The organism is Pseudomonas solani (genome assembly GCF_026072635.1).
GTDB classification, from domain to species: domain Bacteria; phylum Pseudomonadota; class Gammaproteobacteria; order Pseudomonadales; family Pseudomonadaceae; genus Metapseudomonas; species Metapseudomonas solani.
Map to the genome: position 1 here is coordinate 703796 of NZ_AP023081.1, position 13873 is coordinate 717668.

Annotated in this window: 8 protein-coding genes and 3 pseudogenes; 4 read left to right on the forward strand and 7 right to left on the reverse strand. The window is 68.0% G+C overall.

The features are described from left to right. The first annotated feature begins 124 nt into the window (after positions 1-124). Both PSm6_RS03345 and PSm6_RS03350 read left to right on the forward strand, forming a co-directional pair. Positions 125-805: a Fe2+-dependent dioxygenase gene (locus PSm6_RS03345; protein ID WP_031288473.1), complete on the forward strand. Its 681-nt coding sequence runs from the start codon at positions 125-127 to the stop codon at positions 803-805. Between the two features lie 2 nt (positions 806-807). Next, positions 808-1629 carry a tetratricopeptide repeat protein gene (locus PSm6_RS03350; RefSeq protein ID WP_021221464.1) on the forward strand — a complete coding sequence of 274 codons (822 nt, stop codon included), beginning with the start codon at positions 808-810 and terminating at the stop codon, positions 1627-1629. Between the two features lie 24 nt (positions 1630-1653). Here the strand turns inward: PSm6_RS03350 and PSm6_RS03355 are convergent, their stop codons facing one another. The 7 genes and pseudogenes from PSm6_RS03355 to PSm6_RS03390 form a co-directional block, all read right to left on the reverse strand. After that, entirely contained in the window at positions 1654-1989 is a 336-nt protein-coding gene (locus PSm6_RS03355) for a DUF3325 domain-containing protein (protein ID WP_021221465.1), read from the reverse strand. Between the two features lies 1 nt (position 1990). Next, positions 1991-3555: pseudogene (locus PSm6_RS30400) on the reverse strand (PepSY-associated TM helix domain-containing protein). Then, positions 3552-3836: a hypothetical protein gene (locus PSm6_RS03370; RefSeq protein WP_021221467.1), complete on the reverse strand. Its 285-nt coding sequence runs from the start codon at positions 3834-3836 to the stop codon at positions 3552-3554. The pseudogene PSm6_RS30400 and the gene PSm6_RS03370 overlap by 4 nt, the downstream one beginning before the upstream one ends. Before the next feature lie 10 nt (positions 3837-3846). Next, the gene (locus tag PSm6_RS03375; RefSeq protein ID WP_169708470.1) at positions 3847-5370 is read right to left on the reverse strand and encodes a class I SAM-dependent methyltransferase; all 1524 of its coding nucleotides are present in this window, start codon (positions 5368-5370) and stop codon (positions 3847-3849) included. Positions 5371-5452: 82 nt separating this feature from the next. Continuing rightward, positions 5453-7707: pseudogene (locus PSm6_RS03380) on the reverse strand (TonB-dependent siderophore receptor). 163 nt (positions 7708-7870) lie between these two features. After that, positions 7871-9205, reverse strand: coding sequence for a sensor histidine kinase (locus PSm6_RS03385; RefSeq protein ID WP_265169534.1), 1335 nt, complete (start codon positions 9203-9205; stop codon positions 7871-7873). After that, positions 9205-9915, reverse strand: coding sequence for a response regulator transcription factor (locus PSm6_RS03390; protein WP_265169535.1), 711 nt, complete (start codon positions 9913-9915; stop codon positions 9205-9207). Before PSm6_RS03390 ends, PSm6_RS03385 begins: the two co-directional genes overlap by 1 nt. A 141-nt stretch (positions 9916-10056) precedes the next feature. Here PSm6_RS03390 and PSm6_RS03395 point away from each other — a divergent pair, with 141 nt between their 5' ends. Both PSm6_RS03395 and PSm6_RS03400 read left to right on the forward strand, forming a co-directional pair. Then, complete coding sequence (locus tag PSm6_RS03395) at positions 10057-12816, forward strand: ATP-binding protein (RefSeq protein ID WP_021221472.1); 2760 nt, start codon at positions 10057-10059, stop codon at positions 12814-12816. 65 nt (positions 12817-12881) lie between these two features. Continuing rightward, positions 12882-13864 (forward strand): annotated as a pseudogene (locus PSm6_RS03400) (2-hydroxyacid dehydrogenase). The last annotated feature ends 9 nt before the right edge of the window (positions 13865-13873 follow it).

A 13873-nucleotide genomic window follows, 5' to 3' on the forward strand; every position in this document is an offset into this window, starting at 1 on the left:
CGTCTTTTTTACAATATTTACACTTGTCATGACGGGTCGTCGGCAACCCTCGCGAATCCGCTTGTAAGTATCAAATGAAAATCACTACTATCCGCGCCATTTTCCCATCCGGAGGCCGATGACCATGCTCCTGCGCATACCCGGCGTATTCACCCCCGACGAGGCCGCCCGTATCCGCGAGGCGCTGGAACAGGCTGATTGGATGGACGGCCGCATCACCGCCGGGCATCAGTCGGCGAGGGCCAAGCACAACGAGCAACTGGTGGAAGGCCACCCCCTGGCCAAGGAGATCAGCGCGGCCATGCTGCAGCGCCTGTGGAGCCACCCGCTGTTCGTCTCCGCCGTGCTGCCGCTGAAGGTCTACCCGCCGCTGTTCAACCGCTACTCGGGTGGCGGCACCTTCGACTACCACATCGACAATGCCATCCGCCGCATCCAGGGCAGCCCGGAGCAGGTGCGCACCGACGTCTCAGCGACGCTGTTCTTCAGCGAGCCGGACAGCTACGACGGCGGCGAACTGGTGATCCAGGACACCTACGGCACCCAACGGGTGAAGTTCGCCGCCGGCGACCTGGTCATCTACCCATCCCACAGCCTGCACAAGGTCGAGCCGGTGAACCGTGGCGCGCGCATCGCCTCGTTCTTCTGGACCCAGAGCATGGTCCGCGACGACGGCCAGCGCACCCTGCTCTACGAGATGGACCAGGCCATCCAGAGCCTGACCCGCGACGTACCGGACCACCCCGCACTGGTGCAGCTGACCGGTAACTACCACAACCTGCTGCGCCGCTGGGCGGAGCTCTGAGCATGGCCTTCGTCCTGCGCCGCCAGGAGACCCTGGACGCCCAGGCCCTGCGCGAGCGCCTGGCCGGCGAACCCCGTGACGTCGCCCGCAGCCTGCTCGCCGCCGCCCGCCAGGGGGCGCCGGAAGCCCAGGCGCTGCTGGGGCAGATCCTCCTCGACGGCCAGGGCATAGAGCGCGACCCAGCATTGGCGCGCACCTGGTTCGGCATCGCCGCCGAACAAGGCCACGCCATGGCGCGCAACATGCTCGGCCGCTGCCTGGAGCACGGCTGGGGGGGTGACCAGGACCTGCCCGGCGCCGCCCGCCACTACCGCCTGGCGATGCAGCAAGGCCTCGATTGGGCCGCCTACAACTACGCCGGGCTGCTGGCCACCGGGCGTGGCGTCGAGCGTGACCAGGCCGCCGCCTTCGCCCTCTACCTGCAGGCAGCCGAAGCCGGGCACGCCAAGTCGATGAACCTGGTGGGGCGCTACTTCGAAGAAGGCATCAGCGTGCCGGTGGACGCCCAGCAGGCGCGCGACTGGTACCGCCGCTCGGCGCTGGCGGGTGATTTCCGCGGTCAGTTCAGCCATGCCGCGGTACTGGCCGAAGCCGGTGAGCTGAACGAAGCCCTGCATTGGCTGCGCGAAGCCCTGGTCGGCGGCAACCTCAATTTCCTTCGGGTCGCTCGCACCAGCCTGGCCAACGCGCGACAGGCCGAGCTGCGCGAGCTGGCCCTGGCCTATCACCAGCGCGCGGCGGAGCTGGGTGACGAACATGACGGGCAGGCACTGCGGGATTACCAGGCACCGAGCACGGCCGTTGCAGCGCCCCTCCCGGGCTGAAGCCCGGGCTACGACCCGGCAACGTCAGGTCAGCAACCCGATCAGCGCCAGCAAAGGAGCGCTGGCCAGGGGCAGCCAGGCCGCCAGGCGTGGCTGGTACGGCAACAGCAGCACCAGCCCGAACCCTGCCAAGGACAGCATCCCGAACCAGCCCACCGGGCCCATCGCCCAGCCCCAGGCGGCAACGCTGGCGACCAAGCTCAAGCCCAGCGCCAGCCAACCGCCAACGCGCAGGCCGCGACGCAGCAGGGGCGCCGGCAACCGCTGCCAGACCTGCTTGAAGTGCCGCTCCATGCCCATGCACAGCGCCAGCATCCCGCCGTAGGCCAGCCAGAGTCCGGCGAAGAGAACAGTCGCCATCTCAGTTCACCTCCGCCAGCTTGTGTGCCGCCCGCGTTGCCACCGGTTGCCCGGCTTTCCTGTGCACCTTCAGCGCGGGCCAGGCCAGCAGCAGGCCGCAGCCACAAGCGGTGAGTTCCAGCAACAGCCGAGTCTGCTCGACCCAGGGCGTCTCCAGGGTCATGGCGCTGGCCAGGGGCAGGCCCAGGCAGAGCAGCGCGGCCAACCCCAGTTGCTCACGCCAGGCCGCCAGGCTCGGACGCAGCCAGGCATGCCCCAGGCTCAGGGTCCAGATGGCGAAGAACACCCGGGTTTCCCAGTGACCGCGCTGGGCCAGCTCCACCGGCAGCAGACGGTTGGCCCAGAACAGCCCGATGCAGGCCAGGGTCAGGCCCGCCACCACGGCCACGTTCACTGGCTCGGCCACCCGGTAGAACGCAGCCGCCAGCGCGCCCTCGGCATCGGGGCGGCGACTGCGCTTGACGGTGAACAGCACCAGCCCGGTGGCGATCATCGCGCTGCTCACCAGGCCACAGACGAAGTACAGCCAGCGCATCGGGTAACCGCCGAACTGGGCGAAATGCAGCCCTGCCATCACCCGCTGGGTGAGCGGCGCCGGCCGGCTCTCGCTGGGCATGCGCAGCACCTTGCCGCTTACCCCGTCGAACAGCATGCTCTGGCCCTTGGTCAACTCGATGCGGTTGCCCAGCACCGGTCGCGCCTCGATGCGCGCATCCGCCCGCCCCGGGTTGCGGATGGACAGGCCGGCGACCGGCCCGAGCAACCGGGTCGCCTCCTCCAGCAATGGGCCGAGGTCGGCCAGCTCGGCGCGCGCGACAACCTCGTGCCCTGTCCCGTCGCCCTGCCCTTGCGGCCCGCGCCCCTGGTGCTGCTCGCCCCCTGTGGCCCGCGCCCGAAGGCCGCCTCGCGGTTGCCGTCGAACAGCGCATCCAGCGCTGCGGGCATGTAGATCAGGTAGAAGATCACCAGCCCCGTGTAGGTGATCATCAGGTGGAAGGGCAGCACCAGCACACCCGCCGCGTTGTGCGCATCCAGCCAGGAGCGCTGCCCCTTGCCCGGACGGAAGGTGAAGAACTCCTTGAAGAATTTCTTGTGGATGACGATCCCGCTCACCAGTAGCGCCAGCATCGCCATCGCCGCCAGGCCCACCAGCCAGATGCCGATGTCGCGCGGCAGGTCGAGGGTGAAGTGGAAGCGGAAGAAGAACAGCCCGCCCGCCGTATCCCGGGCCTCGATACGCTCGCCACTGCGCGGGTCGAGCTGGAGGCCGCCGCCACGGCGCTGCTCGCCGGCGGACACGCCGAGACCGGGCGAACGCTCCGTGGGCAGGGCGATGTTCCAGGCTTCGGCGTGCGGGTGATGCAAGGCGAACCAGCCCAGGGCGACACGCGCCGCGTCCACCTGGCTCACCTCGACCGCCGGTATCTCCGGGCGCAGCCAGGTATCGATCTCCTTGTCGAACACGGCCAGGGTGCCGGTGAGGAAGATGGCGAACAGCAGCCAACCGAAGACCAGGCCGCTCCAGGTGTGCAGCCAGGACATGGAGTGGGTCAGGGTGCGTTTCATCCCAGGCGCTCCAGCAGTTGCGGCCAGAAGCCGATGCCCGCCAGGGGCAGCGCCAGCGCGGCGCCGGCCCAGGCCCGCCAGGCATCACGGGCGGCGAAGGCCCAGAGAATGGCCAGGGTGTACAGGGCGAAGCTCGGCAGGGTGGCGACCACCATGGCGTCCATCGGGTGCAGCGGCAGCAGGCGGCCCAAGGCGGCGGTCAGCGCATAGGTGAAGGCGTAGCCCCCCACCAGCGCGGCCAGCACGCGGGAGGTGACGGGCAACCAGGTGGGCAGGGTCATGGTGCGTTCCTCATCGTTGGTTCTCCGGCGGGCGGGCATCTCCGGCCACCACGCCCAGTTGCAGCCAGGCTGGCAGCGTGCGGGCTTCAAAGCGCTGCCAATGCCCGGCGGCGTCTTCCACCTGCCAGCCGTGGCGGCGCAACAGCGCCAGGGCGGTTTCCCGCAACAGGCTGCCGCGCAACTGCGGGTGCTCCAGCAGCACCCGGGCGCAGGCCATTTCCAGGGGGCTGGCCGCTACGGGGGCACCCAGGCTGGGCGCCGCCAGGTGGCCATAGCCCTCGCCAAGCAGTGCACCCTCGGCCAGCAAACGGTTGAGGCCCTGACAGCGCTCGGCGGCCACCGCGCCGGTCAACATGGGGTGGGCGTGGCCGGCCCAGGCGAGCATCTGCAAGGCAGGGTTGAGGCCGGACAGCTGGCTGGCCAGGGCCGGGCGACTTGCCAGTTCGGTGAAGCGCTGCGGCCCTTCGGCTAGGGCCTGGAGCAGCGGCGAGAACAGCGTCGCCTCGCCCTCCACCGGGCCGATACGGGTATCGAAGCGCAGCGCGCCCTGATCCGGCGCATCGGGCATGCCGGCCCAGCAGCCATCCAGCAGCGCCTGGCGGTGTTCGTCCGCGCTCAGTGCGCGCGGGGTACGCACATAGAGGTCGCGGCGTAGCGACTGGTTGCAGGCCATGTCCCGTGCCGACTCCCGCTGCGCCACATCGTCGAGCTCGGCCAGCAGCGGCAGGCAATGGCCGGGCACGGCGAGTTCGTCGATGTTTTCCAGTGGCGTGGCGCTGCCGACGAAGGTGCAGCCAACGGCCGCGAGGGATTCGATCACCTCGGCCGAATGCAGGGGCGCCCAGTGCTCACACAGCAGCTCGTGGGCGAGGAAGGCCAGGTCCTGCCCGCGGCCGGACGCCAGGCGCCGCGCCACGTCGGGGTGCTCGATGAAGTACCCGGCGCCCGCCACCTGCCAGCGTTGCAGGGCGTCGAGGGCGATGCGCAGGCGCTGTACCGGGTCACCCTCGGCGCGCTGCGCGGCCTGCCAGATGAAGCGCTGGGCGCTGACGAAAGCCGACAGCCCGGGGTGGCTCATGTAGGCGAGGTAGAGCACGCCACCCGGTTTAAGGCGGCGCTCGACGAAACGCAGGATGGCCGCGCGGCTGGCCGGCGACACCCAGGAGAACACCCCATGCAGGGCGATGAAATCGAAGGCCTCACCACCCTCCTCGTCCGCCAGCTCGACGAAGCCAGCCTGGCGGAAGACCAGGTTGTCGAGCCCCGCGGCCAGCGCCAGGCGTTGCCCGTGGTCGATGTGACGGGCGTTGAAATCCACCGCCAGGAAGCGCCCGGCGGGGTTGGCCGCCGCCAGCAGCAGGCTGTTCAGGCCCTGGCCGCAACCCAGCTCGCAGTAGCTGAAACCCGCGCCCGGTTCGGGCGCACGCTGGCCCAGGGCGGTGAGCACTGCCGCCAGCCAGGTGGGGGACAGCTCCGGGTGCACCTGGTGCGGGTAGGGGAAGTCGGCCAGGTAGCCGTCGTTCCATAACATCATGTTCGAGCCCTGATGAAAAAACTCTGCCAGGCAAGGCCTGGCAGAGCCGAACGCCCACCACGGGGTGGGCAAGGAGCGCGGTTCAGAACGAGGCGGTGACCGATGCGAAATAAGCGCGACCTGGTTCGTTGTAGGTGTTGGCACCGGCGTCAGCGGCGTTGCCCTCACGGTAGATGCGCTTGTCGAAGAGGTTGTTGATACCCACCCGCACGCTGTAGTTCTCGCTGAACTCGTAGCCGGCGCTGACGCCCATCAGGCCGTAGGGGTCGACGTCCTTCTGCGCGGCGGTGGCATAGGCCTGGTTGGTGCGCTGGTTGAGCGCGGGGGCCTCCTGCTTGGCGTAGTAGGTGCCGTTGAGCTGCAGGGACAGCTGCTCGGTGGCGTACCAGTCCAGGGTGCTGTTGAGGGTGTACTCGGGGATGATGCTCAGCGGCTCGCCGGTGTCGCGATCCTCGGACTCGATCATGTAGGTGAAGTTGGTGTTCCAGTCCAGGCTCGGAGTCAGGGCGATGAAGAAGTTGCCCTCGATGCCCTCGACCACCGCCTTGCCGGCGTTCTCCCACTCCTGCACCCGGCGGCCGTTGCTCAGGCGGTAGAGGAAGTCGTTGCTGCCGATGATCTTGTTCTTGTAGTCGTTGCGGAAGTAGGTCGCGCTGGCGCGCCACTGGCCCATGTCCAGGGCGAGGCCGATTTCCTTGTTGATGCTGGTTTCCGGCTTCAGGTCCGGGTTGCCCACCAGGTAGCAGCCACCGGTGTTGGTCTGGCCGGCGTTGCAGCCGTTACCCATGCTGTAGAGCAGGTAGTTGGGGTTGGACTGGTAGAGGTTGGGCGTCTTGTAGGCCCGTGCGATACCGCCCTTGAGGGTCAGCACGTCGGTCAGCTTGTGGGAGGCGTTGAGGCTGGGGCTCCAGTTGCCGCCGAACTCCTCGTGCTCGTCGTAGCGCAGCCCCGGGGTGACGATGGTGCGGCTGCCCACTTCGATGTTGTCCTCGGCGAACAGCGCGAAGCTGCGGGCGTCGGTCTTGGTGTTGCCCCGTGCGAAGCCCGCCAGGGCCGGCAGGCCCGAGCTGCCGGGGTCGAAGCTCTGGGTGCGCAGGGAGCCCGGGTCGTTGAGGGTCTCGTAGAGGTACTCGCCGCCCAGGGTCAGCACCTGCTCGAAACCAAGGCTCAAGGGCAGGTTCACCTCGCCGCTGGCGCGGGTGTTGCGCAGCCGGGAGGTGAAGGCGCCAGCGCCATCGGAAGGGGCGCCTTCGGAGCTGCCGGCCAGGCCTTCGTTGAGGCGCCAGTTGCGGGTGTAGTCGTAGGCCAGGCTGGCCTCGGAGGTGCCCCACTCGAAGTCACCGCGGTGGGTCAGCGCGTAGGCGCTGCGCTGCATCACGTTGGTCTCGGAGCCCACCAGGCTGCTGACGAAGGCCGCGCCATTGTTGAGCATGGTGTCGCCGGCGAAGATGTTGCCCTGGCGGCTGTAGCTGGCCTCCAGGTCAAGAGTCTGTTCCGGGTTCAACTGCCAGCTGAGCAGGCCGTTGATGTCCTTGTTGCGCACCCCTTCGCGGCCGGCCACCAGGGAGGTGGGGTCGCTCTGGTGGCTGGCGTTGATGTCGGCGTCGTCGGCGTCGGTCTTGCTGGCACCGCCGTAGAGGCGGAAGGCCAGGGAATCGGTCAGCGGGCCGCTGAGGTTGAAGTTGGTGCGGCGGCCGGCCCCTCGGCATCGTCCTCGGGGAGGATGGTGTAGACGGTCATGGAGCCGCGCAGCTCTTCGGTCGGGCGCTTGGTGATGATGTTCACCACGCCACCCATGGCACCGGAGCCGTAGCGAGCCGCCGCCGGGCCCCGGAGGATCTCGATGCGTTCCACCTCTTCGGCCGGCACCCAGTTGGTTTCGCCACGGGTGTCGCGGTCGCCGTTCCAGCCGTAGCGCACGGCGTTGCGCGAGGTCGAAGGCTTGCCATCGATGAGGATCAGGGTGTTTTCCGGGCCCATGCCGCGCAGGTCGATCTGGCGGTTGTTGCCACGGTTGCCGCTGGTGCTGTTACCGGTGAGGTTGACCCCCGGCTCGCGACGGATGATGTCGGACAGGTCGTTGGCCGGCGGGCGCTTCTTGATGTCCTCGGCGGTGATGATCGACACGCCCGGTGCCTGCTTCAGCTCTTCCTCGGCGGTACCCAGCACGTGGGTTTCGCCGAGCTCCAGGGCCTGGCCGTGTTCCACCGGCTGGTCGCTGGTCGCCACAGCCTGTTCATCGCTATCCAGTTCGACGGTGTCGGCCAGCGCCGGCATCGGGGCCGAAGCGGCCAGCACGGCCAGGGTCAGGTGGTTGAGCTTGAATCGGGGTTGCATGTCGAGCACTCCTGTTGCAAGGGCGAGCGCAGGACAGCAGGCGGGACGAACGGCTCGTGGCGGGTGGGCCATGGAGCCTGGAACCATTCGGCATGCCCCGCAGTCCGCGCGGGTCGGCGCAAATGGTATTTATTCCTATTTGAGAGTAAAGCTCATTTACAATCTATACAGTTGCCAACCGCAGGTTCAGGCGCAGCCCTTCGCCAGTATTCTCCGCCCATAGGTCGCCGCCTTGGGAGCGCATGGCGCCCCGCGCGATGGCTAGGCCGAGGCCGAATCCCTCGCCGCCCGGGCGCGCCGCGCAGAGCCGCGTGAAGGGGCGGAAGATGGTTTCCAGTTGGCCGTCGCCGACGCCGCCGCCCTGGTCCTCCAGCCACAGCTCCCAGTAACCGTCCTGCAGTTGCCCACCGAGGCGGATCACCCCGCCCGGCGGTGAATGGCGGATGGCGTTGCGCAGGATGTTCTCCAACGCCTGGGCGAAACCATTGAGGTTGCCCAGCACCCGGCACTCCGGCCCCAGGTCGCACACCAGCTGCCGGGCCGGCCAGCCGCTCTCGTAGCAGGCGTTCTCGCAGATCACACCCCACAGCGAGCGCACCTCAATCTCCTCCAGGGGCAGCTGTGGGCGCTCGGTGTCCAGCCAGACCAGTTCCAGGGTGTCGTCCACCAGTTGCTGCATGCACTGCACCTCGCGCTCCAGGCGTTGGCGCAGGCCTTCCACGTCCAGCTCGCTCTCCCCCGCCACGCGCAGGCGGCTGAGGGGGGTGCGCAGTTCGTGGGACAGGTCGCGCAGCAGCTGGCGCTGGAAGGACACGGTGTTCTCCAGGCGCCCGGCCATGTGGTCGAAGGCGCGGGCCAGCTCGCCCAGCTCGTCGCGACGGCGGCTGACGCTGGGGGCCACGCGGGTGGACAACTGGTCGCCACGCAGCGCGTTGGCCTGTTCGCGCAGATGGCGCAACGGCGAGATCAGCAGGCGGTAGAGCAGCAGGCACAGCAGCAGCGCTAGCAAACCGGGGACCACCTTCTGCGCAAGGAAGAACAGCACCGGGCGCGGCCCCCAGGGGCTGAAGCGCTCGGGCAGCAGCATCACCAGCTGCGCACGCCCCTCGTCGAAGGGGATGCTCAGGGTGCGCGGCTCAGCCGACTGGCGCCCCATCGGCCACTCCAGACGACGCATGAAACTCAGGCGCTGGCGCTGGTCATCGGTGATGGCGCGGCTGCCGAGAGGGAACAGGTGCGCATCGAGCAGCAACGCCCAGCTGCCTTCGCGCTGCTCCAGGCTTGCCTGGAAGGCGTCGACACCCGCGGCACCGCCCTGCTTCCAGGCCAGCTCGGCCTCCTGTGCATAGCCCCGCAGCACCTGGCGGGCATCATCGGAGAGGAAGGAGGTGCGCTGGCCGATCATCTGGCCGAACGACAGCGTCAGGGCGATCATCACCAGGCAGAAGCCGACGAGGATGATCGCCAGCTTCCAGAACAGCGAATGGCGGCCAGGCATCAGCTTTTCCCGTTGGTCAGCACATAGCCCTTGCCCCAGACGGTCTCGAGCCGCCAATCGGCATAGTCGAGCCGCGCCAGCTTGCGGCGGATGTGGCTGACGTGCATGTCCAGGCTGCGGTCGTGCTGCGAATAGGCGCGATGCAGCACATGCTGATAGAGGAAGGCCTTGCTCAGCGCCTCTTCCATGTGCCGCGAGAAGGTCACCAACAGGCGGAATTCGGTAGGCGTCAGATCAGCCCACTGGCCTTTGTAGACGACGTCCGAGCGCGCTTCGTCGAACTTCAGCTCAAGCTCTTCGCTGGGCTGCTCGGGTTCGCGGCGCTCATAGGCCACGCGACGCAGCACCGCATCCACCCGCACCTGCATCTCCACCATGCTGAAGGGCTTGGGCAGGTAGTCGTCGGCGCCCTGGTTGAAACCGGCGATGCGATCCTGCTCGGCGCCCAGCGCCGACATCAGGATCACCGGCACGCCACGGCGACGGCGCAGCTCGGCGAGCACTTCCAGGCCACTGCGGCCGGGCAGCAGGATGTCCATGAGGATCAGGTCGAAATCCTCGGCGCAGGCCAGGCCCAGTCCCTCGTCGCCGTTCTGCCGCAAGGTCACGTCGAAGCCGCGACGGCCCAGATGATCACAGAGGTGAGCAGCCAGTACGGGATCGTCCTCGATGGCGAGGATGCGGGCGCTCTGAGGAGTACTGCCGTTCATGGGAACCACCAGCAAATGCGAATAATTCGTTAATAGAATCGCATTTTGGCAAATTGCAAGCGGGATTCCCATCTATAAGCGAGAGGATTCCGACCGCCCGAGTCGCTACACTCCCGGCATTCACCTTCGCAAGGAATGAGCGTGTACAAGGATCTAGGCATCAAGGGCCGCGTTCTGCTGCTCACCCTCCTGCCCACCAGCCTGCTGGCCATGGTGCTGGGTGGCTACTTCATCTGGGCGCAGCTTTCCGACATGCAGGCGCAACTGCTGCAACGCGGGCAGATGATCGCCGAGCAGCTCGCACCGCTGGCCGCCCCCGCCCTGGTGCGGGGTGATGCGGTGCTGCTGGAGCGCATCGCCGACCACGCGCTGGACCAGCCTGATGTGCGTGCGGTGAGCTTCCTCAGCCTCGAGCGCGCGCGCCTCGCCCACGCTGGCCCGAGCATGCTCAACAGCAGCCCGGACAACGACGGCAGCCACCTCAGCCTGACCAGCAACACCGACGCCACGCGCTTCATGCAGCCGGTGTTCGAGCGCCACCGGGTGCTTTCCGGCGACACTGCGAAACTCGGCAACGACCAGTTGCTGGGCTGGGTGGAGCTGGAGATGTCCCACCACGGCACCCTGCTCAAGGGCTATCGCAGCCTGTTCGCCAGCCTGCTGCTGATCACCGCCGGCCTCGCCGTCACGGCCCTGCTCGCCCTGCGCATGAGCCACCAGATCAACGAACCGCTGCGGCGCATCAAGCAAGGCGTGGCGCTGCTCAAGGAAGGCCGCCTGGAAACCCGTCTGCCGCAACTGGGCAACCACGAGATGGACGAGCTGGCCGGCGGCATCAATCGCATGGCCGAGGCCCTGCAAAGCGCCCAGGAAGAACTGCAGCACAACATCGACCAGGCCACCGAAGACGTCCGCCAGAACCTGGAAACCATCGAGATCCAGAACATCGAGCTGGACCTGGCGCGCAAGGAGGCCCTGGAGGCGAGCCGGATCAAGTCCGAGTTCCTCGCCAATATGAGCCACGAGATTCGCACCCCGCTCAACGGCATCCTCGGCTTCACCAACCTGCTGCAGAAGAGCGAGCTGTCGCCGCGCCAGCAGGACTACCTGTCGACCATCGAGAAATCCGCCGACAACCTGCTGGGCATCATCAACGAGATCCTCGACTTCTCGAAGATCGAGGCCGGCAAGCTGGTGCTGGAGAACATCCCCTTCAACCTGCGCGACCTGATTCAGGACACCCTGACCATCCTCGCCCCCGCCGCCCACGAGAAGCGCCTGGAGCTGGTCAGCCTGGTCTACCGCGACACCCCGCTGCAGCTGGTGGGCGACCCGCTGCGCCTCAAACAGGTGCTGACCAACCTGGTGAGCAACGCCATCAAGTTCACCCGCGAAGGCACCATCGCCGTGCGTGCCATGCTCGAGGACGACAGCGATGCCGACCTGGTGCAGCTGCGCATCAGCGTGCAGGACACCGGCATCGGCCTCTCCGACGAAGACCTGCGCGCGCTGTTCCAGGCCTTCAGCCAGGCCGACAACTCGCTGTCGCGCCAGGCGGGCGGCACCGGGCTGGGGCTGGTCATCTCCAAGCGCCTGATCGAGCAGATGGGCGGCGAGATCGGCGTGGCGAGCACCCCGGGCGAAGGCTCGGAGTTCTGGATCAGCGTCAGCCTGCCCAAGGCCCGCGATGACGCCGACGACCTGCCCAAGGCCCTGCTGGCCGGGCGTTACGCCGCCGTGTTCGAACCCCAGGAGCTGGCCCGCCAGGCCCTGCACCACCAACTGGAGGATTGCGGCCTGGAGGTGCAGGACCATCCCAGCCTTGATGCCCTGCTGGAGGCGGTGGAAACCCAGCGCAACGGCCCCCGGGCCGTGGCCTTCGCCGTCATGGGCGTTACCGCCCGCGAACTGCCGCCCGATCGCCTCAGCCAGTACATCTGGGACCTGGAGCAGCTGGGCTGCAAGAGCCTGGTGCTCTGCCCCACCACCGAACAGGCGCTCTATCACCAGGTGCTGCCCGACTCGCACAACCAGCTGCAGGCCAAGCCGGCCTGCACGCGCAAGCTGCACCGCGCCCTCACCGGCCTGGTCAGCCCGCGCCAGCAACCCCGCCTGGAAGCGCCGCAGCCGCAGAGCACCCGCGCGCCGAAGATCCTCTGCGTGGACGACAACCCGGCCAACCTGCTGCTGGTGGAAACCCTGCTCGGCGACATGGGCGCACTGGTGACGGCGGTGGACAGCGGTTATGCCGCCGTCGAGGCCGCGCAACAGCACAACTTCGACCTGGTTCTCATGGACGTGCAGATGCCCGGCATGGACGGGCGCCAGGCCACCGAGGAAATCCGCCGCCTGGAAGCCGGCAGCGAGTTGAGCCCGGTGCCCATCGTCGCCCTCACCGCCCACGCCCTGGCCAACGAGAAACGCGCCCTGCTACAGGGCGGCATGGACGACTACCTCACCAAGCCCATCGGCGAGCGCCAACTGGCCCAGGTGGTGCTCAAATGGACGGGCCTGAGCCTGCACAGCCCCGCCCCCGACCGCAGCGCCGAACACCCGACCAACGACGATGAGCCCAGCGTGCTGGACCCGGAAGAAGGCCTGCGCCTGGCAGCCGGCAAGGCCGATCTCGCCGCCGACATGCTGGCGATGCTGCTGGCCTCGCTGGCCGCCGACCGCCAGGCCATCCGCCAGGCGCTGGACAGCGACGACCACGCCACGCTGCTGGAGCGCGTGCACCGCCTGCATGGCGCCACCCGCTACTGCGGCGTGCCGCAATTGCGCGCGGCCTGCCAGCGCAGCGAAACCCTGCTGAAGAAGAACGACCCGGCCTACCGCCAGGCCCTGGACGACCTGGACGTGGCCATCGTCCGCCTGGCCGGGGAAACCCGGGTCAATGCCTGAACCGACCTGATGCAAGGCGCATGTTGCCTGGCCACGCAGACGGCCGGGCAACGCAAGGAGAGCCGATGCGTACCATTCTTTTCAGCAGCCAGAGCTACGACCGCGACAGCTTCCTCGGCATCGCCGCCGGTATCGAACTGCACTTCCAGCCAGCCCGGCTGACCCTGGACACCACGGCCCTGGCCAACGGCTTCGACGTGGTCTGCGCCTTTATCAACGACGACCTATCTGCGCCGGTGCTGGAGCACCTGGTGGCCGGTGGCACGCGCCTGATCGCCCTGCGCTCGGCCGGCTACAACCATGTCGACCTCAAGGCCGCCCGCGAGCTCGGCCTCACCGTGGTGCGGGTGCCGGCCTACTCGCCCCACGCCGTCGCCGAGCATGCGGTGGCGCTGATCCTCGCCCTCAACCGACGCCTGCACCGCGCCTACAACCGCACCCGCGAAGGCGACTTCAGCCTGCACGGCCTCACCGGCTTCGACCTGGTGAACAAGCGCGTGGGCGTGGTCGGCACCGGGCAGATCGGCGAAACCTTCGCCCGCATCATGGCCGGCTTCGGCTGCCAGCTGCTGGCCTACGACCCCTTCCCCAACCCGGCGGTGGAAGCCCTGGGCGCGCGCTACCTGCCCCTGGATGAGCTGCTCGCGGAGAGCGACATCATCAGCCTGCATTGCCCCTCAACGACGCCACCCGCTACCTGATCAACGCCGACAGCCTGCAGCAGATGAAACCCGGCGCGATGCTGATCAACACCGGACGTGGCGCCCTGGTGGAGACCCCGGCGTTGATCGAGGCGCTGAAAAGCGGCCAGCTCGGCTACCTGGGCCTGGATGTGTATGAAGAGGAAGCGAACCTGTTCTTCGAGGACCGTTCCGACCTGCCGCTGCAGGATGATGTGCTGGCGCGGTTGCTGACCTTTCCCAACGTCATCGTCACCGCGCACCAGGCCTTCCTCACCCGCGAGGCGCTGGCGGCCATCGCCCGCACCACCCTCGACAACATCGCCGCCTGGGCCGCCGGGCGGCCGTGCAACCAGGTCGACACCTAGGCCGTGTTA

Excerpts from the sequence above, each read along its gene's own strand:
- PSm6_RS03345 (WP_031288473.1), top strand. The coding sequence starts at position 125 with ATGCTCCTGCGCATACCCGGCGTATTCACCCCCGACGAGGCCGCCCGT.
- PSm6_RS03350 (WP_021221464.1), top strand. The coding sequence starts at position 808 with ATGGCCTTCGTCCTGCGCCGCCAGGAGACCCTGGACGCCCAGGCCCTG.
- PSm6_RS03355 (WP_021221465.1), bottom strand. The coding sequence starts at position 1,989 with ATGGCGACTGTTCTCTTCGCCGGACTCTGGCTGGCCTACGGCGGGATG.
- PSm6_RS03370 (WP_021221467.1), bottom strand. The coding sequence starts at position 3,836 with ATGACCCTGCCCACCTGGTTGCCCGTCACCTCCCGCGTGCTGGCCGCG.
- PSm6_RS03375 (WP_169708470.1), bottom strand. The coding sequence starts at position 5,370 with ATGATGTTATGGAACGACGGCTACCTGGCCGACTTCCCCTACCCGCAC.
- PSm6_RS03385 (WP_265169534.1), bottom strand. The coding sequence starts at position 9,205 with ATGCCTGGCCGCCATTCGCTGTTCTGGAAGCTGGCGATCATCCTCGTC.
- PSm6_RS03390 (WP_265169535.1), bottom strand. The coding sequence starts at position 9,915 with ATGAACGGCAGTACTCCTCAGAGCGCCCGCATCCTCGCCATCGAGGAC.